Below are 23,793 nucleotides of genomic sequence, written 5' to 3'. Positions count from 1 at the left end.
TCACCTTGATTGTCTATGACTACAAATAAAATAATCCAAGTTCAAGGATTTTTCCAAAAAAATGTCTTCAGATTTGCCAATTCGTCCTTAGGAAACAAGAGTGTGACCTAACGTGACCAGCTTTGAAGTAAAAAAGCCAAGGTAACCGATTTCGATTACCTTAGCTTATAAAATTATTTTCCAGACTCTATTTAACGTAACATCTAAAGACTTTACTTTGCCTTATTTCTCTTATTACGCTTATTTCTCTTTTTATTAGGATTTCTTTTAAAAGCACGCCCTACAACTTGGAAAAAACTCAGCGAACGAACGATTCGATCCGGTTTTATGTAGACTCTGATGGCTCGCAAAACCTTTTTAGGATCTCGAGACGAAAAGGAAAAAGTTCCATTTTTCTTTGTCTGCAAAGCAAACCGTGGAATCCATTTCCCACCGAACATTATCGAAACGACCACTAAATCCACTTCAGTCCAAGGAATTTGAATATAGTTATTAACATCACGGTCATCATAGAATTCAAATCCTTTATCGCCGACCATTATTTTTCCATAGTCTGTCATCCCTAAATGGGAAGTAGCTTTTTCAATCAAATCCGCCTTAGTATTTATTGACTCAACCATTTAATCCAATCTACTCCTTTACCTTACTGAATCGATTATACGTCTGAAATTCCTTATTATCAAAAAAGAGTTAAAGACTTAATTATGAAACGCTTATCAAGCTGAAAACTAATAGGCATGGCAATCACAAGACGATTGCCATGCCTAATTGTTTAATACTCAAAAATTAAACATTACATTTTTCTTTAAGAGTTGAAAGTTTCAAATTATTACATAACGTGAAGTACGTGTAGGACAACACCAACAACGAACAAACCAAGAATAATAACGATTGGTGAAACTTTCTTCTTTAGTAGCCACATACAGAACAATGTTAGTAGTAGAGCTGCTAAACCAGGAATCAATTGATCCAAGTTATCTTGCAATGTTGTTACCTTGTGAGCTGTCAATGAAAGTCCAGCCTTTTGTTGAATCAAGGCTTCCTTGATACCTGCAGCGCCAGATGGCAAGTGCGACCAATCAATGTAAGCACCTTTATCTAGTTTTACAGTTGAAACCGTAGGCGTGAACTTAACAACAACCCAACGGTTGATCAAAGCACCTAGGATAAACATACCTAGAATTGAAGCACCCTTAGTAATATCTTGAAGAGTACCACCTGAAACGTCATCTGTAATCTTAGAACCGGCTTTATAACCAAGTTCTTGTGTGTACCACATGAAGGCCATACGAATAGCATTCCATGCTACGAAGTAAATGATTGGTCCAATAATGTTACCAGTCATAGCTAGTGAAGCAGCCAAAGCACCGATAATAGGCTTAACAGTGAACCAGAACACAGGATCACCAATACCAGCCAAAGGACCCATCATACCAACTTTAACACCTTGGATAGCAACATCATCAATAGGTGCACCATTGGCACGTTCTTCTTCCAAGGCCATTGTTACACCTAAAATAGGTGAAGCCAAGTAAGGGTGACAATTAAAGAATTCCATGTGACGCTTTAAAGCAGCGGCACGATCTTCTTTTGTTTTATATAATTTTTTCAATACTGGAATTAAAGAATAAGTCCAGCCACCATTTTGCATACGTTCGTAATTCCATGAACCTTGAAGGAATGTTGAACGCCACCAAACAGCGATTCTATCTCTTTTAGAAATTTTAACTTGATCTGCCATTTTTATGAGTTCCTCCCTCTTAGTAGTTATCTATGATGTCGCCGACTGGATCACCGGTGTTAGAGGAAGAACTTCCTCCACCATCGTTTGAACCGCCATTACCACCTGATTTAGATAATTTCAAGTAGATGAGCGCCATAGAAATACCGATAGCACCAAGACCAATTAGTGTTAAGTCTGTAACTGTAGCAAGTACGAAACCAATTGCGAAGAATGGCCATACTTCTTTAGTAGCCATCATGTTGATAACCATTGCATAACCAACGGCAACAACCATACCACCACCAAGTGACAAACCATCTGTCAACCAAGTAGGCATAGCATCAAGTAAGGCCTTAACAGGACCAGCACCAATAGCAAGAATCAATGCTGCAGGGATAGCGATACGTAGACCTTGCATACAGATAGCAACATATTGCCAGAAATCAATCTTTCTAAAACTACCTTCTTCAGCAGCTTTATCCATGATGTGAACAATACCAGTTGCCAACGTACGACATAGGATAGTTAGTAGCAATCCGGCAACGGCTAGAGGAACAGCAATAGCAATGGCTGAACCAACACCCTTTTGTCCTTTACCACCAAGAACCAAAATAATAGCTGAAGCAACAGCTGCCAAAGCAGCATCAGGTGCTACGGCAGCACCGATATTAGCCCAACCTAAGGCGATCATTTGTAGTGAACCACCAAGGATAAGGCAAGGTAACAAGTTACCTGTAACTAAGCCGATCAATGTACATGCGATAACTGGTTGGTGAAAATGGAATTCATCCAAGATACCTTCCATACCAGCTAAGAACGACACGATAACGACTAAAATAATCTGAATAGCATTTAATTGCATGATTATTAATCCTCCGTTTTATTTCTGATATAAATATAAAATTACTTATTCTTATCTAATTCGGCTTGAGCTTTCTTCATGATATTGTCAAGATTATCTTCTGAGTCAGTTGGAACTTTACGAACATCAAACTTGATGCCCTTCTTTTCCATCTTCTTGTATGTATCGATATCATCTTGGTCGAAAGCCAAAACTTTATTAGGTTGTACTTTACCAACTGAGTGAGCCATTGATCCGACATTGATTGTCTTCAATGGAACTCCCCCCTCAATAGCTCTAAGTACATCTTGTGGTGTTTCGAACAATAGTAATGCACGTTCGCCACCGAAATGCTTGTCATCCTTTGCAATCTTGATCATTTGTTTGATTGGGATAACGTGTGCCTTAATACCAGCAGGTGCGGCTTGCATAATCAAATTCTTACGCAAATCATCTTTAGCAACGTTATCTGAAACAACAATGATACGTGTAGGATTGACTGATCTTGACCAGCCAGTAGCAACTTGTCCGTGAAGCAAACGTGAATCAACACGTGCTAAGACGTATTTCATTGATCCAGGTTGACCACCACTGACAGCTTTCTTAGGAGCTGCTTTTGGTGCTGCCTTTGGTTGTAGAGATTCTGGACGAACCTTAACACCATCTTTGGCTGTTTCAATGATATGAGCAGCAATCTCTTGTGCTGAATTCATTGACATACGTGAAGCATAGGCTTCAATCAACATAGGCAAGTTGAGACCAGCGACGATGGCCCACTTATCTTTATGTGATTCGAACAAACCATTTACTTGGTTAAATGGTGTTCCTCCCCAAAGATCAACTAGGAACAATACTTGTTCTTGATCCTCTAAGGAAGAAACCGCTTTCTCCAACTTTGCTTTAAGGTCATCAGGCCCCATGTTAGGTTGTAACGTAACGGATTGAACATCTTTTTGTTCACCGAAAATCATTGAACCTGACATCTTGATGCCGTCAGCGAAGTCACCATGGCTTGCAATAACAATTCCAACCATGTTTAATCCTCCTTTATTTTTTATATGATTAAAGCGCTTACTTTGACCACCTAGTATGGTCAAACGATATAAAAAATAAATAATTTCTTAAATAAATTGCTTTAATCTGGCTCACCCTTCATGTGAATCCTTACATAATATCATTTTTTTCAGAAAAAAAACAGGTTTTTTAACAAAAAGTCCCAAATAAAAACAAATTTAAACTTTTCGTAAGAAATTTTTAAATTATTTAATGCATTTTTGGTCCCTTATTCGCTACTACTCTGATAATAGATTCAAAAAATAGGTATTAAATAATCAAAAAATAATCCACTAAAATTTTTTTTATTTTAACTTATTTAACTCTTTGAAAGCATAAGCAATTTTACTTATTTTCGCTGATTATCGCTGATTTATCTAAAGAAATGCTTTTATTTCAATTTATTTACAAAAAGTTTGTATTTTAAATTTGACTTTTTCACCTGTTTTTTGTGCAAAACACATGATATATATAGTTTCAATCAAAAAACAGCCAGAGTATGTCTTTTTAAATTAAGCTGTAATTTGCAGAAACACCTTGATATCAGTCATCTAGGCCATTTTTAGTAAATTATAAATCCTTATTTTATTACAAAAAAATACAGTCAGAGTTAACTGACTGCCTCTTTAATTATCATTAATTTTATTTAGATAGTGGCTTCATTTCAATCATCTTACCAGTTAAACCAACTTGAACGCCTATTGCAATCTTATCTTTACGACTTGGATCGACCAATTGGAACTTGTTCTGTTTAACGATCCGTTTGTTGGTGCTCTTAAAATCAGCTGGTAACTCTTCATTGCTGCCTTTAATCAAGATAACAATAATTGAGAATCCTGAATCATGAACTTTGATTGGAGCGTAGTGCAAAGTTGAACTGTAAAATTCAACAACTGTACCTGCTGGCACGAAGAATGTTTGACCATCTTCTGATGGACTATATGAACCTTTAGTATCTAAAGTTGAACGTTGGCCTAAAACCATGATGACATCAGTCAACATAATATTAGTCTCGCTGCCTTGGTGATATTCGATAGCTGAGAAATTAGTTGATTGACCGGTACATTCTCCTGCTTCAATTGGCATATTAGCATAAATATCTTGGCACATTTCTTGAATGACCGGAATTTCTTCTAAACCTTTATTTGATGGAGTATAAAAATTAGCTGGACTCGAAATTTTTACATTCTTATCCATAAAATCAGTTACTTCGCTAATATCATAATTTGTATAAACTTTACCGTACTTTTTAAAATCAGGATCATCAATTGAAAGAATCTTATAATCTGGATTTAATTTTTGAAATTCTTCTAATGAACTCATGCTTTTCCCCCATGTTCGTCTTTGTTTAATTCAAACATAATCTAACATTTAAAAACGTTTTAGTCAAGGTCAGACCTTTTAAGTAGCTTTCTCAGCTTGAAATTACGTATAATTCAAAAGACATAATTTCTAGTGCTAAAAACTCGAAAGGACTATCGCTTTGAATCAAAATTTAACAGCCAAAACTTTTCTAAATAATATTTTATCTGGAACAGCTACGGGAATCATTATCGGCTTAGTTCCCAATGCAATTTTAGCTGCTATCGTCAAATTATTCGACAATCCCTTCGCCGAAGTCTTAGGACAAATGGCTCTGATTTTTCAATTAACTACCCCACTTCTCATAGGGATTTTGATTGCGCAGCAATTTAAACTGCCGCCTATGCCGATGGTGGTAGTGGGAGCAAGTGCTTTTGTCGGCTCTGGAGTCGTCAAATTCAATCAAAAAACTCAAGCCTTTATTGGAAGCGGTGCTGGCGACATTATTAATACTATGTTGACTGCCGCTATCACTGTTGGCTTAATTCTTTTACTACATAAAAGACTCGGCTCTTTATCCATTGTCTTAACGCCACTTTTAATCGGAGTTGGTAGTGGAACAATTGGATTTTACTTGTACCCTTATACAACAGGTATCACTAAGGCAATAGGTCACGGAATCAATTTTTTCTCAGAATTACAACCGATTTTGATGTGCGTCCTAATCGCCTGTGCTTTTGCAACTTTGATTATTTCGCCGATTTCAACTATCGCGATTGGAATGGCAATTCAATTAAATGGGATTTCTGCCGGCGCAGCTGCCATGGGCGTTGCCGCAACTACAATCGTTTTAATACTCAATTCTTGGAAAGTCAATCGTTCGGGGGTTACTTTGGCAATCACTATGGGAGCAATCAAAATGATGATGCCTAATTTATTCCGAAAGCCTATCATCTTAATCCCTTGCTTAATCACCGCAACAATTTCAGCACTTCCAGTCGCCTTATTGAATATCACTGGAACTCCTGAATCGGCGGGCTTTGGATTAATCGGCTTAGTGGGACCCTTAGCTGCTTTAGAAGGTGGTTTGAATCCCCTTTTACTTCTAATTTGCTGGATACTAATTCCTAGTGCAGTGGCAATTTCTCTCCAATTTTTATTGGAAAAAGTGTTACGCCTCTACAATAGAAAAGAAGTATTTGAACTATTGGACTAAATATTTGGTTTTAAAAAAAAAGCCTTCAAGATAACTCTTGAGGGCTTTTTAAGTGGATTATGAAGGGTGATTATTTAGTTGTTACTTTAACAACTTCTTTATCTAACGAGACATCTTTATCCAAAACATTGTACTTCATATAAGAAACAGCAGGCATATTAGTAACAATGACCATCATATCAGTCTTCTTACCAGCTGAAGTAATCTTATCCAAATCTACTTGAGCAAGTTGATCGCCATGCTTAACAGCTTGACCATCTTCAACTTTGATATCAAATGGTTCACCCTTTAATTGAACCGTATCGATTCCCATGTGGACCAAAACTTCAAGTCCATTGGCAGTCTTGATTCCTAGAGCATGCTTCGTTGGGAAAATTGTCGTGATTGTTCCATCAACTGGAGCAACAATTTTTCCATCGGTTGGAACTACGGCATAGCCATCACCCAACATTTTTTGAGCAAAGGTTGAATCGGATACTTTTTCAATATCTTCCAAATGTCCGTTAGCAACACTATAGAAGATATCTGTTTCTCCAGATTTAATATCGCTAGGTTTTTCTGGAGCTGCAGGTTTTTGTGAAGTTGAAGCAGCTTTAGATGTTTCAATTGAAGCATTCTCATCAAATAGTTTCTTCAAAGCATCAGCTACGAATTGAACTTCTGTTCCGACCACGATTTGAATATTAACCTTATCCAAAACATTCACACCAGCAACGCCGGCACTCATAATCTGAGATTTATTAGCTTTACTTGTATCTTTTAACTGTAAACGCAAACGAGTCGTACAATTATCGATGACACTGATATTATCGTGTCCACCAATACCTGCATAAACTTTTTTAGCCATAATCATATATTTGTCATCAGTATTAGAAGCCGCAACTTCTTGTGCTGGTGCATCATTATTTGTTTCTAGAGGTTCACGACCAGGTGTCATCAAATTAAACTTCTTGATAGCAAAATCGAAACCAAAGTAATAAATTACAGCCATTACTACACCTTGAACTAACAGCATATAAGGCTTATTAGCAATAGGCATATGGAAACTTAAAATATAATCAACTAATCCTGCACTGAAGGTAAAACCAGCTGTCCAGTGCATGAAAGCTGCAAACGCCATTGATAAACCAGTAAAAATAGCGTGAATAACATAAAGTGGCCAAGCCACAAACATGAATGAGAATTCAAGTGGTTCTGTAACACCTGTAAAGAATGATGCGAAGGCACCAGCTAACATCAAGCCGGCTGTTGTCTTCTTTCTTTCAGGAAGAGCATTTTTATAAATTGCTAAGGCTCCGGCAGGAAGACCGAACATCATAACAGGGAAGAAACCAGCTAGATACATTCCAGTAACTCCCTTTGTTCCATGGTTAGCCCAGAAGTTACCAATATCATTGATACCGGCAATATTAAATTCAAAGACTTGATTCAAGGCTTGGTGCAAACCAGTTGGAATCAATAGACGGTTGAAGAATCCAAAGAGTCCTGAACCAATCCAGCCTAAGTTAACGATGAATTTACCAAAGTTAATTAAGGCATCGTACAACACTGGCCAAACGAATAGTAAAATAACTGAAATAACTAGCATTACTAAAGTAGAAAGAATTGGTACCAATCTCTTTCCACTAAAGAATGATAAAGCCATTGGCAATTTGGTCTCGTGAAAACGATCAAACAAAGCTGCGGCGATTAATCCAGCAATAATACCAATGAAGACATTTCCGGCAATCGCATTAAAAGCAGGATTAACATTTTTTATTCCAATTCCCATAAGCATGGAAACTTGCTTTGGAGCTAAAACATAAGTTGGAATGATATAAGCAACGACACCAGCCATAGCAGCAGCACCATCTTTTACTTTTGCCATTCCGATTGATAGACCAATTGCAAACAATAATGCTAATTGGCTAAGAATAGCATTACCACCAACTTGCAAAAATTGAGAGAAACCCCAATTTTGTGGAAGCCAGTGACCAATACCTTCTAGTAAAGCGGCTGCAGGCAAAACTGCAACTGGAAGCTGAAGGGATCGGCCCATTCTTTGAAGATAGGTTTTCATTTTCCTATTTTCCTCCCTTAATAAATAAATATCTTTAACAAACCTAATAATACTGGTATACATTTGGTATATCAATAGTAAAAAGTGATTTTACCATTTTGAAAGCACGTTAAACGTTTACATAAATAAATTGGACTAGATAGATTTAACATTGGTATACTCCGATATTACTTTTTCATTAAAGAAAACTAATGTAAACTTTAATATTGACTTAATATAAAAATCTTGATATCTTTATATTTACGATATTTGAGGGAGTGAAAATTAACTGAAAACGCATCTTATATATTTCTTGCATCGAATCCAATGCTAGTGTGGCACATTACCTAATCGCAATGCGCTTTTTTTAAACCCTAAAATAATGAGGAGATGTCAATGAAAAAGAACCCTTATCAACAAGGATTCCAAGACTTGAAAGAAACATATAACACAAACGATTTTAAAACTGGACTAACAACCAAAGAAGCTCAAAAGCGTTTGGAAGAAAATGGTCCTAATAAACTGGAAGCACATAAAACTCCAAAGTGGAAGATATTTTTCCGACAATTCAATAATATGGTTATCTACGTGCTGATTGCAGCTACGATTATAACTTTATTGATGGGTCATTATTCTGATTCGATCATTATTTTCTTAGTAGTTATTATCAATGCCATCATTGGATACTATCAAGAATCTAATGCCTCAGACGCCTTGGATAAAATTAAACAGATGTTATCAATTGAAGCTACCGTTTATCGCGATGGCAAAAGAAAGGACATCCCTGCTGAAGAATTAGTTACAGGTGATACAGTCTTTTTAGAAGCTGGCGATAACGTTCCGGCCGATTTAAGAATTATTGATTCTGATAATTTAAGGATTCAGGAATCTGCTTTAACCGGTGAATCTAATTCTGTAAATAAAATTTCAGAAGAATTAAGTAAAGAAAATATTGCTTTAGCAGATCAAAAAAATATGGCTTTTGCTTCAACTGCAGTTACTAATGGTAGTGGTAGTGGCTTGGTCGTGGCAACTGCTAAAAATACTGAAATTGGTAAAATTTCTAGTGAAGTAAGTTCTGTTAAACAACGTAAAACACCTTTAATGCAAATTATCGATGGATTAGGAACTAAAGTTTCATACTTCATCGTCTTAGCATCGATCGTTATTTTTATCGTTGGCTTAATCTTTGATACTTATTCCTTACCTGTCTTAGCTTTAGCTGTCGTTGCCATGATGGTTGGTGCTATTCCTGAAGGTATGCCCGCCACAACTTCAGTTATCTTAGCTAAAGGTGTTAGCGACATGGCAAAAAAACAACATACCATCGTTAAAACCTTACCTGCTGTTGAAACGCTTGGTTCTGTCGACGTAGTAGCAACTGACAAAACTGGTACATTAACTAAAAATGAAATGACTGTTACAGATATTTTGATTGATGATCAAGAACTCCAAGTGACTGGGACTGGTTACAAGCCAACTGGCCAAATCACTAAAAATGGTCAACCAGTAGAAATATCTGAGAAACTCAAACTTTTTTTAGAAGCTGGTTATCAGGCTAACGATACGACCTTGCTTCATGAAAATGGTCAATGGAGTATTTCTGGTGAACCAACTGATGGAGCCTTTTTAACGCTCTATCATAAGGTCTTCCCTTATGACCAAATTAACAAGTATCAGGAAGTTGATATTTTGCCATTCGATTCCGATTATCGTTATATCGGTAAAATCGTAAAGGATAGTGCTGATCAACGTTTACTATTTGTAAAGGGCTCACCTGACAAACTTCTGGATATGGCTCAAAAACAGGATAGTAATTTTGACTATGACTATTGGTTTAACAAGGTTCAACAATATTCAAAAGAAGGTAAACGTGTCATTGCTGTTGGCTTTGAGAAAGCTCCACAAACTGCCGATGAAGTAACTCACGAAATAATCGTCGACGGCTTGAATTTCTTAGGCTTAGCTGCAATCATCGACCCACCACGCGAAGAAGTAATCGAATCGTTAAAGGTTATGCGTACAGCTGGAGTTGAAGTTAAGATGATTACTGGTGATAACGCCGTTACAGCCAAGTCAATTGGACAAAAGTTGGGCCTTGCTGAAAAGATTCACGCAATTACTGGTCCACAGTGGGATGAATTATCCGATGAAGAACGGATAACTGCTGCAGATGAAAACCAAGTTTTTGCCCGAACGACTCCAAGTAATAAATTAGAAATCATCGAAGCTCTCCAAAAAAATAACAAAGTAACAGCTATGACTGGGGATGGCGTCAATGATGCTCCAGCTTTGAAACGTTCCGATATCGGTGTTGCCATGGGTATCAAGGGTACTGACGTGGCCAAAGATTCAGCTGATATGATTTTGACAGATGATAATTTTGCAACAATGTCTTCTGCTATTAAAGAAGGTCGAAGAATTTTCGATAATATAAAGAAAAGTATTCTTTACCTCTTACCTATCTCTTTTTCTGAAGGTTTAATCGTCGCCTACGCTATCTTGACGAAACAAGAAATTCCATTGCAACCGACACAATTGCTTTGGATTAACATGGTTTCAGCAATCACGATTCAGTTTGCATTGATCTTTGAGCCAGCCGAAGAGGAAATTATGAATCGTCCACCACGTAAAACTGGCAGTAAATTAATGAATCGACATGATGTATTTCAAATGACCTATGTAGCAATTTTAATTGCTGCCGTAAGTTTGATTATTGATGTCTATCTCAACAGTCATGGTGTCAGTGAAGTAATTTCAAGTACGACAATGGTCAATACTTTGATAATTGGTAAAATTTTCTACCTATTTAATATCCGCACACCAAAGCTTGCTCTGTCCAAAGAACTGTTCTCTAATTCCAAAGTCTTCGTTTTCGTTGGATTGATGATTCTCTTGCAACTATTCTTAACGTACGTTCCATTTATGCAAGGAATTTTCTCAACTGGTTCAATTGGTCTAGTAGAATGGGGCTTGGCAATCGTTGCCGGAGCAATCGTACTATTAGTAACTGAAATAGATAAAATCATCCGTTTGAGATTAAATAGCTAATATAATTAATAAAAGAGGTTCCCAATTCAATTGAATTGAGAACCTCTTTTTGCTATCGAATAAATTATGCTTCTGAAACTAAAGGATATTTATTATCTAAAACATAGCCAAAGCCACGTACTGTTTTAATACAATCCTGTGATTTAGACCTTACCGCCAGTTTATCTCGTAAGTGACTAATATGAATATCAACTGTTCGACTTGACCCTGTGGCATCATAACCCCAAACGCCCTCTAGCAGCTGCTCTCGACTCATCACTTTGCCTCGATGCTGAATCAAATACCAAAACAGACTGAATTCCTTGGGCGTTAATCCCAAATCATAACCATTGTGAGTAACACGATAATGTTTAAAGTCGATTACAACATCATTGTATTTGACTCGTCTGTTTTTGAATTCTTTTTTAGAAACCTTGGGTAAATCTTTCCGAATCGAAAATTTACCATATACCCAAAACAATTGTTTGATTTTGGCGACTAATTCAGTATAGTCGATGGGATTAGTTAGAAAACTATCAATATTAATATTATAGAATAATGAACGATTCTTTTTTTCTTTGGCAGGTGCAAGAACAATAATTGGACCAGAAATTTTATTGCGCAGCGTCTTTAGTATTTTTAATGATCGTTTTATATCCATTGTAGAGAAATCCCAAAGCAACCCTGCAATATTTTCTTCTTCAACTACTTCTTCGACTTGTTTTGGATCAGTCACATTTCGAATGAACCACCCCTGACGATTAAAATGACTATTGATTTCAATAAAAAGAGGCAGTCTGTTGCTTAGCAAAACTAACGGTTGCATTTTTAATACTTCCCTTCAGTCATTTAATATTGTGAGGATAGCAACTTTACAATATTAAAATAAAGAAATCTTTACAAAAAAGCGGCTAAAAACTGGTGACAGTCATATCACGTTTTGATTATAACAATGTAAATATCCTAGGTCATCGACTATTGGCAAATTGTCTATTGTAATTCAATATACCCAAATACAAATGCCGTTATATCAACTTATTTTTGGCTTCTCCTTATATTTCACAAGTTTACAAAATGGATGTATATTTTTACCACACTTTACAAAAACTTTACAATAAATAAACATTTTATATACACGTTCCCGTTATCTTTATAAGTGTTCGGTAAATGGTTTTATCCAATACGATATTGAATAGGGGTTTTAGAAATGAAAAAGAAAACTATTATTACACTAGTTCTTAGTTTTGCAACTCTATTACTTGTCCTAACAGGATGTGGCAATAGTGGAAGCAAGAGCAGCAGTGCTTCAACAAAATCTGATAGCAGCAGTACTACTTCAGGAAAAATCACCGCTGTTGGTTCAACTGCTTTACAACCACTTGTAGAAAAAGCAGCTACTAACTTCCAAAAGAAGAACAGCAAAGTTAACATCACTGTTCAAGGTGGTGGTTCAGGTACAGGCTTGAGCCAAGTTCAAGACAAGTCAGTTACAATTGGTAACTCAGATATCTTTGCCGAAGAAAAACAAGGTATCGATTCAAAGAAATTGACTGACCACAAAGTTGCCGTTGTTGGTATGGCACCTGTTGTTAATAAAGACGCTAATGTTAAGAACCTTTCAATGGAACAAGTAAAAGATATCTTCACAGGCAAGATCACTAACTGGAAAGATGTTGGTGGTAAAGATGAAAAAATTACCGTAGTTAACCGTGCTAAAGGTAGTGGTACTCGTGCAACATTTGAAGCAGCCGTACTTAAAGGTGCACAAGCTGTTAAATCTCAAGAACAAGATTCAAACGGAACAGTTCAAAAGATTGTTGAAAGCACACCAGGTGCAGTAAGTTACTTAGCCTTCTCATACATCAATGACAAAGTTCAACCAATCTCAATTGACAACGTAAAGCCTACTGACGAAAACGTTGAATCTGACAAATGGAAGATCTGGTCATACGAACACATGTATACAAATGGTAAGGCTGATGGCGCTACTGCTAAGTTCCTTGACTACATGAATTCTGACGAAGTTCAAAAATCATTAGTTAAAGACATGGGTTACATCAGTATCCACAATATGAAAGTTCAAAAAGATTCTAAAGGAACTGTTAGTTCAAAATAAATAGTGTAAGAAGAACTTCAACCTTGCCCAATCTTGGTCGAGGTTCTTTTTTCATATACAGGAGTGATTCCCTATGGATGACATTCAAAAAAAATTACAAACGAAATCCAAAGCCACCTTTCAGGATTACTGGGGTAAGGGAATTTGTTATATATGCATTGGTATAATCATTTTATTAGTTACTTGTATTCTTTATTTCATTGCTTCAAAAGGTCTAGCCACTTTTACTCAAGACCACGTGCGTGTGATTGATTTCTTAACTAAGACAAATTGGAATCCCGGAGCAACTGATGCTCAAGGACATCCCGACGTTGGTGCTTTGCCAATGATTGTTACTTCATTTAGCGTGACACTTTTAGCAGCAATTTTGGCAACTCCATTTGCTCTAGGGGTAGCTATCTTTATGGCAGAATTTTCAAGTAAAAATGGTACTAAGATACTACAGCCTGTTATCGAATTACTAGTCGGTATTCCTTCAGTTGTTTATGGTTTCATCGGTTTATCCGTTGTCGTTCCTTTTATCAGAGGAATCTTTGGCGGAACAGGTTTTGGTATTTTATCTGGTACGATAGTACTCTTCGTTATGATTTTACCAACAATAACCTCTTTATCAGTTGATAGTTTAAAGGCGGTCCCATTATATTATCGTCAAGCCTCACTAGCCTTAGGCGCTACTAGATGGCAAACTATTTACAAAGTTATTTTGCGGGCTGCTATCCCAGGAATTTTAACAGCTATTATCTTTGGTATGGCTAGAGCTTTTGGTGAAGCTTTAGCTGTTCAAATGGTAATCGGAAATGCAGCTTTAATGCCAAAGAATTTAATTTCACCCGCCTCAACCTTAACTAGTAAATTGACTACCGATATTGGTAATACGGTCATGGGAACTTTGCCTAACAATGCGCTTTGGTCATTAGCCTTAATCCTATTATTGATGTCATTAGTATTAAATCTACTTGTTAAATTCATTGGAAAGCGAGGTCGTTTCTAAATGAATGCAAAAAAAATGGACCACTTAGCTACTGGAGTCATTTATGCATTAGTAGCAGCGGTCATCATAATCTTAATTGCAATTTTGGGGTACATCCTCTTCAACGGTGTTCCCGATATTTCTTGGAAATTCTTAACTACTGCAGCACAGTCTTTTAGTGCTGGTGGTGGTATCAGGGATCAACTATTTAACTCCATTTATTTGTTGATTCTAACAATCATCGTTTCTTTACCAATTGGTTTAGGAGCTGGTATTTATCTTTCTGAATACGCTTCAAATAATTGGTTCACTGATTTAATCAGAACTAGTGTTGAAGTTTTAAGTTCACTTCCGTCAGTTGTTGTTGGTTTATTTGGTTACTTACTTTTCGTAATTAAATTTAACCTCGGCTTCTCTATCCTCTCTGGTGCGATTGCCTTAACCTTCTTTAACCTTCCACTATTGACTAGAAACATTGAAGAATCGCTTCAAGCAGTCCCTGATCTTCAAAGAGAGGCTGGCATGTCGCTTGGATTATCCAACTGGAAAACTACTACCAAAATAATCCTACCAGCTGCTTTACCCGGTATCTTAACAGGATTAATTTTAAGTGCTGGTAGAATCTTTGGTGAAGCTGCTGCTTTAATTTATACTGCTGGTCAAAGTGCACCTACAGTTGATTACAGTAACTGGAATATTTTTTCACCAACAAGTTTCCTGAATCCAATGCGTCCTGCTGAAACCCTAGCCGTTCACATTTGGAAAGTTAATACTGAAAGTGTTACTCCTGATGCCAACTTGATTTCTAGCGCTTCATCTGCTGTGTTAATTATTGTAATTCTGATTTTCAACCTAGGAGCTCGTTTCTTAGGTAATAAACTATACAAAAAAATCACTGCAACGAAATGAGGAATTAATCATGAAAGAATACGATTTAAATGATAATTACATAATTGACATAACCGAAAAAAAAGCTCTTTCAACAAAGGATGTTCAGGTTCACTATGGTAATAACCATGCTCTTTTCAACGCATCAATGGCTTTTCCGCGTTACAAAATAACTGCTTTAATTGGAGCTTCAGGCTGTGGCAAATCTACTTATCTACGTTGCTTGAATCGAATGAACGATAAGATTGCCACCGTTGATGGACAAATCTTTTATCGGGATTTGGACATCAATTCCCCTAAAATCAATGTTTACGAAGTTAGACAACATATTGGGATGGTCTTTCAACGACCTAACCCCTTTGCAAAATCTATTAAAGACAATATTACTTTTGCCTTAAAAAATTCTGGTATCACAAAAAAGGCAGATTTAGAAGAACGTTTGGAACAAAGTTTAAAGGGCGCCGCACTCTGGGATGAAGTCAAAGATGATTTAAATAAAAGTGCTTTAGCTTTATCTGGTGGTCAACAACAAAGACTTTGTATCGCTAGATCGATTGCAATGCGTCCTGATATCCTATTGCTTGATGAGCCAGCTAGTGCTTTGGATCCCATCTCAACTTCAAAAATTGAAGAAACGCTACATGTTCTCAGTAAAGATTACACAATCATTATTGTGACTCATAATTTACAGCAAGCTTCCCGTATCAGTGATTACACTGCTTTTCTTCACCTAGGTCATATCATTGAATATAATAAGACTGCAAAAATATTTACTCATCCAAAAATTAGAGCTACTGAAGATTACGTTTCCGGAAACTTTGGTTAAAAAATAATCCAGCATTCACGTTTGTGAATCTTGGATTATTTTTTTCGCAGAATTAATTTATATTGTTCTGGCAATTCAGTTTTTCGAATAATATATTTTTTCGTAATTTGATGTCGAAGATCTTCATTATCTTTTCTCTCTTGTTTCATAAATAAACGGTGTATTTTATGATTAAAGCCCGTTATTATAGCCATCCAGCCATTTGTAGCCGTAATTGACCAATCATTGCCACTACCAGTAACTTGAGATTGAAGAATTTGGTCGCAAAAGTCAAAGGCTTCTGCTTTGACCAAAAAATCGCTTTGTTCACCTAAAACGGCTGTTTGTAAGTCATTAATTTTATCAATTGTCATTTAATTTTCCCCATTATATTGGATATAAAAAAGACGAGATTATTCTCGTCTTTTATTTTACCTGTTTATAAGGATTTTTGTATAGGTCTAATCATTATCGCTTTGTTCTCTTAGCAATTCACCTAATGATGGTTGCTCTTTAGGATCAATATGATATTTCTTAGAATATTCATCAACGGCATCTTGTCCATATAACTTAGCATCTAAAGGCATAAAGCCTGTTGCAATTGGATCATCTGGTTTAATCACAGCATTAACTACGATTGGTTTCTTGTTTCCGGAAGCTTGTAAATCTTTAATTTTAGCAAATACTTCATCAACATCTTTGATAGATTTAACTGTGAATCCAATTCCACCAAGTCCTTCGGTAACTTTAGCCCAATCAGCACTTGTTAAATCTACTCCATAGAGATGTTGTTTTGTTTGAACTTGCTCATAATAGATGAACCCTAGTCTTTCATTTGAAAAGACAATGTTGATAACTGGCAATCCGTATCTGACTTCTGTAATTATATCAGGTGCAACCATTGAGAAACCGCCATCGCCTGAAAGCGACCAAGCTTGACTATCTGGTACGCTTAAAGCTCCTGCTAATCCTGATGGCAAGCCAAATCCCATTGTGGCAAATAGACCAGAAATGGCAAAGCGTTGATTGTGGTTCATTGGTAGTCCACGCACTCCCCATTCAGAAACATTTCCTGTATCAACACCATAAGTATCATTAGGTCCAGCTATTTCAGCAATTTTACTTGTGACTGTTTCAGGATTTAAGCCTTCGCTGTCATCTTTAGCAAGTTGATCAAGCCAATGATCCCAGTTAGCTTTATTTTTCTGGTTAGCTTTCAACCAAACTCCTGCTGGCAAGGTTTCATTGGTATCAATCAAGGCTTGCAAATAACTCTTCGCATCAGCAATAACTGCATAATCAACATCGACAGTTTTTCCAATGTCGTAAGGATTAATATTAACATCAATTATTTTGACGTCTTTTGGCCATAATCCAGCAAATGGAAATTCCGAACCTAGAAAAAGAATTAAATCAGTATGTTGCAATGCTTCAAAACCAGACTTGCTTCCCAAACGTCCAAAAGTTCCAATAAAGTTAGGATGGTCAGTACTGATTACACCAGTTGCGGGAACGGTATTCATAACAGGAATATTGAATTGTTCAGAAAATTTTGTCAAAACGTCTTTTGCGCCCAACAAACCTCTGCCGGCATATATCAATGGATGCTTAGCTTCTTTTATCATCTTCAAAGAATTTTCTACATCTTCTGGATTGATAGTTTGCGTAAAGTTATTTTTCACAACTTTTGGTGTCTTAGTTGGAACATAATCAATTTCATCCGTGGTCAAATTTTCTGGCAAAATTACAACCGCAACTCCACTTTGTTTGTATGCTTCACGAATAGCTTGATTGATAACATAGGGAATTTGTTCTGCTGTCGTCACGGTCCGATTATAAACTGCAACGTTGGAAAACATTGGTCCCTCATCCATTTCTTGGAAATAATTAGTATTCATATTTTCTTGAGGTACTTGGCCCACTAAAGCTAACAAGGGAACATGATCCATCTTGGCATCATAAAGTCCATTAAATAAATGTGTAGCACCAGGACCAGCAGACCCAAAAGCAACTCCAATTTTCCCAGTGAATTTTGCATCAGCCGAAGCAGCTAATGCACCAACTTCTTCATGACGAACTTGAATATATTTAACTTTATCTTTTTCAAGATATAATCCTTCAACGGTATGATTAATTGAACCACCTGGAACGCCATAAATATGATCAACGCCCCAATCTTCCAAAACTTTAATTAAGGCTTGTCCAGCAATCATTTTTGTCATACTACACACTCTCTTTTCTGCAATAGTTATTTTTTCTTTTTATGTTTGCAAACGTTATCATCGAATATTCCGGAAAATAAATCAAATAATTAATCTCGCAACAAAAAAAAGAATCAAGACAAATTGTCCTGATTCCTGAATTCACTAATTATCAAAAAATTGAGATATTACTAAGAAAACTATTCCCCCAACAATTACACCTATCCCAATTATGAGATAGTTCCAAAGTCCAAGAACACCCAGTAAAATCAGAACAATCCCGATTATTGGATGGTGTAATAATGCAATCCCCGTCTTAATAAATAACCAAATTATTACGAGTATCGCTACGCCAATTGCTATTAATAGCGGCGTTCCACTACTACTAGCATTGGTTGCCATTAATGTGAGCATTTGAAGCCTCCTTTTGTAAGATTGATTATATCATTAATCTCAAATGGAGATACGAGTTTTGTTTAATTAAAATATTTTTATTTTTTTACATAATGGACTGTAAGTTTTATGAAAATAATATTACAATCAGGGCTTAAGGTACCAAACAAACTTAATTATCCATTTGGATCTAAGGAGTCACATTTTGATATTTAAACAAAACAAAAATAGAAAATGGCTAACATTAATTTATCTGACAGCCTTCTTTTTATTAGAACTAATGGTTATTACTAACAATTCATTTTTAATGAGTTTTGACCATTCTATTCAAAATCTTTTTGGAGATATAACTACTCCTTTCAACACTGAATTGTTTTCAACAATTACTTTTTTGGGCAGTCCCATTATGGACGTGATTTATCTAATAGTAATCATTTTATTTTTATTTAAACAAGACAAAAAAATTGCTAGTTTGTGGATTGGATTTTTATTGATCAGTGGTAATATCATTTCATTTTTAGTAAAGATTTCCGTGAAACGAGAGCGTCCACTGCAAAAAATAATTCCCGCCTCGGGCTACAGTTTTCCAAGTGGACACACCTTTGGAACTACCATATTAGTTTTAACAATCATTGTCTTTATACTTCCACAAATAAAAAATCAATCGTTAAAAACAACTTTGAATTTAGTAATGATTTTATGGTTAATTGTTGTTTCAATTTCACGAATTTATTTAAGAGGACACTTTCCCAGTGATGTCATTGGCAGTATCCTACTTGCCAGTACCTGGTGGGAATTCTCGGAACTACTTTATTTAAGATATTCTGAATCAATTTATGATTTTCTAAAATTAAAATCAAACGATGAATAACAAAGAGGCCCAAATCCTATTACGGATTTGAGCCTCTTTGATTTTTATTTATTGAATAATTTCTTTAATTGCTTGTAATAAATTAGTTATGTCCTCATCATAAACTTCACCAATATTTCCAATTCTAAATGTTGGAACATGGGAAATTTTTCCAGGATAAATTACAAATCCATCACTCTTCAATTGTTGATAGAACTTATGGAAATCAAAATCTGCGGTTGGATAAATAAATGATGTGATAATTGGTGATTGCCACTTCTCATCAATTAAAACTTTGAAACCTAATTCTTCCATTCCCGTTGCTAGATGTTTTTGATTGGCTTGATAACGTTGATTACGAGCCTTAACTCCACCTTCTTCGTTCAGTTCTTTCAATGCTTCATAAAAAGCATGAACAACATGTGTCGGAGAAGTAAAACGCCACTTACCATTATTTCGTTCCATTTCAATATATTGACTATAAAGATCCAATGACAACGTTCTTGCCATTCCTTTAGTTGACTCCAAGGATTCCTTTCTAGCAATTACAAAGGAAAAACCAGGAACTCCCTGAATACATTTATTAGAACTACTGATAAGATAATCAATTTTATCATTTTTAACATCGATTGGAATTCCACCAAAACTACTCATAGCATCGACAATTGTCACAATTCCATGCTCTTTTACATAAGGAATAATATCCTCAATTGGATTCAAGATACCTGTAGTTGTTTCACAATGAATCATTGCAAAGTGAGTTATATCAGGATACTTATCTAAGTATTCCGTTACAGCTTCTAAAGTAATAGGTTCTCTTTCATCAACAACAAGATCCACATGGTTGATTCCATAGACATCAGCCATTTCACTAATTCGTTGACCGTAAGCACCATTGATAGCAATTAATAATGTATCATCATCTGAAATTGTTGAACTGATAACTGATTCAACTCCATACGTACCGCTTCCTTGTATGGGAACGGCTGTATACTCATCTTCTTTGACTTCGGCAAGTTCTAAAAGAGAATGTCTAAAGGATTGAGTTATTTTCTTATAGTCATCATCCCAAGTACAATAATCAAAATCCATTGCTTGTTTTACTTTTTCACTTGTTGTTAAAGGTCCTGGTGTTAGAAGCAAATATTTTTCTACCATTTTTTATCCATCGATTCATTTAAGTATTCAATAATTTGAACTAAATCAAATATACTGTCGACCACAAAATCAGCATTGGCTGATTCATATTCACGTTTTACTTCATTTCTCTTAGTTATTTGTTCTTCGTTATCCAATTCATCAAATTCAACTTGTGACAATCCCATCAAACTGCTGCCTTCAACTATCCCAACTGTTGTAACGCCAGCATTTCTACCTTCTTCGATATCAACTAAGGTATCCCCAACTTTAATGATTTTCTTAGGATCGTTGATATTGAATTTCCTCATAATGAATTGAATCATTGCTGGAGAAGGACGACCCATCCCATCAACATCCTCAGATGTAACAACTAAATCTGGAGTATATCCATCTTCAGCTGCTTTATCCTTAACAATATTCATCATCTCTGCAGTATAGCCTGTGGTTGTTGCAACCTTTATGCCATATTCCTTCAAATAATTAAAGGTCTTTAATACTCCAGATTTTAACTCCGTATATTCTCTGAGATAGTGAAGTAACGACTGTTGAAATCCTTCATAAATTTTCTTTCGATCTTCATCATTTGGTAATTCAGAATATTTCAGTTCCCATTGTCGTTTAACATCCTCAAGTTCAAGAATCTTGCCAATGTGGTCCCACTTAGCCATCCCCATATCTTGACGAATATCATCATCGCTTAACTCGATGCCAGCATCCTTAAACGCTTTTTTAAATGCGACAACCGGAGCTAAACTGCCATAATCAACGGTCGTTCCAGCCCAATCAAATATAACTGCTTCAATCATAAATTTTTCTCCCTAAATTAACGGCTTAAATAATAGCGTCTAATTTTAACCGCAATGAACTCAAGTACAAATGCTACTAAAACAACCATGTAAACGATAAAACCTGTCTCATGGAAATCAAAACTCATTCCACTTGCAACGTATAATTGATATCCAATTCCTCCAGCACCAGCTGCTGCACCCACAGCAATGGCATTAGCAAAATTAATCTCTAAACGAATAAACGTCCATGATACAAATGAAGCTACGATTGTTGGCCAAATAGCTTGAAAAACAATCACCCAGAACTTAGCTCCTGTAACTTTTAGAGATTCAATAATTGAATTATCAATTCCCTCAATACTTTCTGAATAAGCTTTGGTTAGATAGGCAATACTATGAAAACTTAATCCCAGAATGGCTGCGGTACTGCCTAAACCACAGACAATTGAGAAAATCAAAGCCCAAATAATAGTTGGTATAGCTCTAATCACTGCCATGACAACTCTTATTCCTGCTCCTAAATAAGCATTGGTTAAATTTTTTGAAGCCATAACTGCAAACAAAAATCCAAACACAGCACCTATAATCGTTGTTAAAATAGAAAGCACAACACTACTTCCTAAAGCTTGTAATAAAAGCCACAAACCATCTGTACCAGCATTTGGTTGCAGAAACATTTGATTTAAAGTTGTTGCTAATTCTTTAAAAGCAACGTTTACTTTGACTCCCGCCGCATCAAGATGAGTCAGGGTATAACCTGTAATCAATAACAAGGATCCAAATACAACGACAATCATCGTTCTTGAAAGACTTCTCGCATGTAACTTAATTTCAGGAGACTTCGGTGACTTTTGTTTTGGCATTACTTCGTCTTGACTGTCTATCATAAGATCACCTTCCTGATTTGATTTGAGATAGTCTCCAAAGCAATTACAACGATAATAATTGCCAACACTGTCATTCCAGCAGCGTCAAAACGGAAACTTTTATAGTAAATATCAAAAATAAATCCAATACCTGTACCCGTAAGAATCCCCACCAACGTGGCATCACGTACATTATTTTCAATCATATAAAGAATCCAGCTTAAGATACTTGGCAAAATCTGTGGCAAAACCGCTTGGAAAATAACTTGGAAATAACTCGCTCCAGTAGCTTTTAAAGCCAACATAGTTTCACTAGCTTCATCTTCAATAATTTCCATAAAAGCACGAATCAAGTAACCTATTGACATCAATAGCAAAGCCAAGAATCCGGTAAAATCACTTTGCTTGAATGAAAATAGAAGAATCATTGACCATGCAACTAAAGGAATATTTCTAAAGAAAGATGCAATTCCACGAACGATTGTCTGAACAAATGCATTGATTCCAGTAACCTTTGATCCCAACAAAGCCACAAAGATGGAAATAATCGCTGCTACTACAGTTGAGGAAATAGCCAAGAGAACTGTTTGCATTAGTTTTTGCCAAATTCTTGGCAAATATTGTACTGAATTAGGGGTTGGCTTAAAGTTGACTCCCAACCAAGCAAAGGCTTTTGGCAAAGCTAGAATTCCATTTAAATTATTGAAATTAAGCACCCAACTACCGAATACATAAATACCGCCAATAATTGCGATAATTGCGGTCTGATGCCATCCTTTGTGTGATAAATACTTTACTGGAGATTGCATTATTCAAGCTCCTTTGTAATGTCTTGATCATAAAGTGTCCTCAAAATATCCTCTGACAATAAATCGGCATCCTCATCAAAAACCAAATGTCCATGGCGAATACCAATAATTTGGTCAGCATATTTTTTTGCCATATTAATTTGATGCAAGTTTGCAATACAGATTAAGTTATATTCATCAGTCAAACTTTTTAATAATTCCATTACGTTTTGTGCTGATGCAGGATCAAGTGATGCGATTGGTTCATCACACAAAATAACCTTTGGGTGTTGAATTAAAGATCTTGCAATTCCCACACGTTGTTTTTGCCCACCACTTAATTCAGAACATCTTTGTAAAGCAAAGTCTTCCAAGCCAACCTTTTTGAGCAAGGACATGGCTTCTTCTTTTTCTTCTTTGGTATATCTTCCGAAAACACCTGCTAGAGTTGATTTATACCCTAGACGACCATGTAATACATTTTCAATTACAGTTAGACGCTCTACTAGGTTATAGTTTTGAAAAACCATGCCGATTTGACGGCGATACTTTCTCAATTGGCTCTTATTAGCAGTGCGAATATCGTTGCCATCCAAAAGAATTTGACCATCATCATCTTTAATAAGTTGATTCAGGCTTCGAAGAATGGTTGTTTTACCAGCACCTGAAGGACCAATAATAGCCACAAATGTTCCAGGCTTAATTTTGAAAGAAATGTCCGTTAAAGCTGGCTTATCTTTTTCATAACTTTTTTGTAAATCTTTAACCTCTAACATAGCTACCTC

At 36.0% G+C, this 23,793-nt stretch carries 22 protein-coding genes; 7 read left to right on the top strand and 15 right to left on the bottom strand.

Going from position 1 to position 23,793, the window contains the following annotated elements:
• Nucleotides 1–212: 212 nt before the first annotated feature.
• From FHL06_RS04925 to FHL06_RS04905, 5 genes are all read right to left on the bottom strand, one after another.
• Nucleotides 213–620: a DUF956 family protein gene (locus FHL06_RS04925; protein WP_153385124.1), complete on the bottom strand. Its 408-nt coding sequence runs from the start codon at nucleotides 618–620 to the stop codon at nucleotides 213–215.
• A 209-nt stretch (nucleotides 621–829) separates the two neighbouring features.
• Nucleotides 830–1,741: a PTS system mannose/fructose/sorbose family transporter subunit IID gene (locus FHL06_RS04920; protein WP_153385123.1), complete on the bottom strand. Its 912-nt coding sequence runs from the start codon at nucleotides 1,739–1,741 to the stop codon at nucleotides 830–832.
• Between the two features lie 19 nt (nucleotides 1,742–1,760).
• Nucleotides 1,761–2,585 (bottom strand): PTS mannose/fructose/sorbose transporter subunit IIC, encoded by an 825-nt coding sequence (locus FHL06_RS04915; protein WP_153385122.1) that lies wholly within the window; start codon nucleotides 2,583–2,585, stop codon nucleotides 1,761–1,763.
• 41 nt (nucleotides 2,586–2,626) lie between these two features.
• Nucleotides 2,627–3,598, bottom strand: a complete 972-nt coding sequence (locus FHL06_RS04910) for a PTS sugar transporter subunit IIB (RefSeq protein WP_153385121.1) — start codon at nucleotides 3,596–3,598, stop codon at nucleotides 2,627–2,629.
• Nucleotides 3,599–4,259: 661 nt separating this feature from the next.
• On the bottom strand, nucleotides 4,260–4,940 hold the full coding sequence (locus FHL06_RS04905) for a DUF4867 family protein (protein ID WP_153385120.1): 681 nt from the start codon (nucleotides 4,938–4,940) through the stop codon (nucleotides 4,260–4,262).
• Between the two features lie 154 nt (nucleotides 4,941–5,094).
• Between FHL06_RS04905 and FHL06_RS04900 the strand changes: the two genes are divergently transcribed.
• A complete protein-coding gene (locus FHL06_RS04900) occupies nucleotides 5,095–6,135 on the top strand; it encodes a PTS sugar transporter subunit IIC (RefSeq protein WP_337692531.1) in 1,041 nt (346 codons plus the stop codon).
• A 70-nt stretch (nucleotides 6,136–6,205) separates the two neighbouring features.
• Here the strand turns inward: FHL06_RS04900 and nagE are convergent, their stop codons facing one another.
• Entirely contained in the window at nucleotides 6,206–8,194 is a 1,989-nt protein-coding gene (nagE, locus tag FHL06_RS04895; RefSeq protein WP_153385118.1) for an N-acetylglucosamine-specific PTS transporter subunit IIBC, read from the bottom strand.
• 375 nt (nucleotides 8,195–8,569) lie between these two features.
• On the opposite strand from nagE, the gene FHL06_RS04890 reads away from it, so the two are divergent.
• On the top strand, nucleotides 8,570–11,224 hold the full coding sequence (locus FHL06_RS04890; RefSeq protein WP_153385117.1) for an HAD-IC family P-type ATPase: 2,655 nt from the start codon (nucleotides 8,570–8,572) through the stop codon (nucleotides 11,222–11,224).
• 64 nt (nucleotides 11,225–11,288) lie between these two features.
• Here FHL06_RS04890 and FHL06_RS04885 read toward each other — a convergent pair whose 3' ends face one another.
• A complete protein-coding gene (locus tag FHL06_RS04885; protein ID WP_153385116.1) occupies nucleotides 11,289–12,029 on the bottom strand; it encodes a winged helix-turn-helix transcriptional regulator in 741 nt (246 codons plus the stop codon).
• Nucleotides 12,030–12,410: 381 nt separating this feature from the next.
• Between FHL06_RS04885 and FHL06_RS04880 the strand changes: the two genes are divergently transcribed.
• From FHL06_RS04880 to pstB, 4 genes are all read left to right on the top strand, one after another.
• Nucleotides 12,411–13,319: a phosphate ABC transporter substrate-binding protein PstS family protein gene (locus tag FHL06_RS04880; RefSeq protein ID WP_153385115.1), complete on the top strand. Its 909-nt coding sequence runs from the start codon at nucleotides 12,411–12,413 to the stop codon at nucleotides 13,317–13,319.
• A 73-nt stretch (nucleotides 13,320–13,392) separates the two neighbouring features.
• On the top strand, nucleotides 13,393–14,310 hold the full coding sequence (gene pstC / locus FHL06_RS04875) for a phosphate ABC transporter permease subunit PstC (RefSeq protein WP_153385114.1): 918 nt from the start codon (nucleotides 13,393–13,395) through the stop codon (nucleotides 14,308–14,310).
• Nucleotides 14,311–15,198 carry a phosphate ABC transporter permease PstA gene (gene pstA, locus FHL06_RS04870; protein ID WP_153385113.1) on the top strand — a complete coding sequence of 296 codons (888 nt, stop codon included), beginning with the start codon at nucleotides 14,311–14,313 and terminating at the stop codon, nucleotides 15,196–15,198.
• A 10-nt stretch (nucleotides 15,199–15,208) separates the two neighbouring features.
• Nucleotides 15,209–16,003, top strand: a complete 795-nt coding sequence (pstB, locus tag FHL06_RS04865; protein WP_153385112.1) for a phosphate ABC transporter ATP-binding protein PstB — start codon at nucleotides 15,209–15,211, stop codon at nucleotides 16,001–16,003.
• 35 nt (nucleotides 16,004–16,038) lie between these two features.
• Here the strand turns inward: pstB and FHL06_RS04860 are convergent, their stop codons facing one another.
• The 3 genes from FHL06_RS04860 to FHL06_RS04850 all read right to left on the bottom strand — a co-directional run bounded on the left by FHL06_RS04860 (nucleotide 16,039) and on the right by FHL06_RS04850 (nucleotide 18,597).
• Nucleotides 16,039–16,356, bottom strand: a complete 318-nt coding sequence (locus tag FHL06_RS04860) for a hypothetical protein (RefSeq protein WP_153385111.1) — start codon at nucleotides 16,354–16,356, stop codon at nucleotides 16,039–16,041.
• Between the two features lie 87 nt (nucleotides 16,357–16,443).
• The gene (gene spxB, locus FHL06_RS04855; protein WP_153385110.1) at nucleotides 16,444–18,204 is read right to left on the bottom strand and encodes a pyruvate oxidase; all 1,761 of its coding nucleotides are present in this window, start codon (nucleotides 18,202–18,204) and stop codon (nucleotides 16,444–16,446) included.
• 144 nt (nucleotides 18,205–18,348) lie between these two features.
• Nucleotides 18,349–18,597 carry a hypothetical protein gene (locus FHL06_RS04850; protein ID WP_153385109.1) on the bottom strand — a complete coding sequence of 83 codons (249 nt, stop codon included), beginning with the start codon at nucleotides 18,595–18,597 and terminating at the stop codon, nucleotides 18,349–18,351.
• A 184-nt stretch (nucleotides 18,598–18,781) separates the two neighbouring features.
• On the opposite strand from FHL06_RS04850, the gene FHL06_RS04845 reads away from it, so the two are divergent.
• Complete coding sequence (locus FHL06_RS04845) at nucleotides 18,782–19,447, top strand: phosphatase PAP2 family protein (RefSeq protein WP_153385108.1); 666 nt, start codon at nucleotides 18,782–18,784, stop codon at nucleotides 19,445–19,447.
• A 48-nt stretch (nucleotides 19,448–19,495) separates the two neighbouring features.
• Here the strand turns inward: FHL06_RS04845 and phnW are convergent, their stop codons facing one another.
• Genes phnW through phnC form a run of 5 tightly spaced genes read right to left on the bottom strand, consistent with a single transcriptional unit; the run spans nucleotide 19,496 to nucleotide 23,784 of the window.
• On the bottom strand, nucleotides 19,496–20,584 hold the full coding sequence (gene phnW / locus FHL06_RS04840) for a 2-aminoethylphosphonate--pyruvate transaminase (protein ID WP_153385107.1): 1,089 nt from the start codon (nucleotides 20,582–20,584) through the stop codon (nucleotides 19,496–19,498).
• Entirely contained in the window at nucleotides 20,578–21,372 is a 795-nt protein-coding gene (gene phnX / locus FHL06_RS04835) for a phosphonoacetaldehyde hydrolase (RefSeq protein WP_153385106.1), read from the bottom strand. The genes phnW and phnX overlap by 7 nt, the downstream gene beginning before the upstream one ends.
• A gap of 17 nt (nucleotides 21,373–21,389) precedes the next feature.
• A complete protein-coding gene (locus FHL06_RS04830) occupies nucleotides 21,390–22,241 on the bottom strand; it encodes a PhnE/PtxC family ABC transporter permease (protein ID WP_153385105.1) in 852 nt (283 codons plus the stop codon).
• Nucleotides 22,238–23,029, bottom strand: a complete 792-nt coding sequence (locus FHL06_RS04825) for a phosphate/phosphonate ABC transporter permease (RefSeq protein WP_153385104.1) — start codon at nucleotides 23,027–23,029, stop codon at nucleotides 22,238–22,240. Before FHL06_RS04825 ends, FHL06_RS04830 begins: the two co-directional genes overlap by 4 nt.
• Nucleotides 23,029–23,784, bottom strand: coding sequence for a phosphonate ABC transporter ATP-binding protein (gene phnC, locus FHL06_RS04820; RefSeq protein ID WP_153385103.1), 756 nt, complete (start codon nucleotides 23,782–23,784; stop codon nucleotides 23,029–23,031). Before phnC ends, FHL06_RS04825 begins: the two co-directional genes overlap by 1 nt.
• Nucleotides 23,785–23,793 lie beyond the last annotated feature (9 nt).

The organism is Companilactobacillus halodurans, assembly GCF_009600985.1.
Taxonomy (GTDB): domain Bacteria; phylum Bacillota; class Bacilli; order Lactobacillales; family Lactobacillaceae; genus Companilactobacillus; species Companilactobacillus halodurans.
Note: the sequence above shows the minus strand (reverse complement) of the source record. Positions and strands in the feature narration are given on the sequence as shown.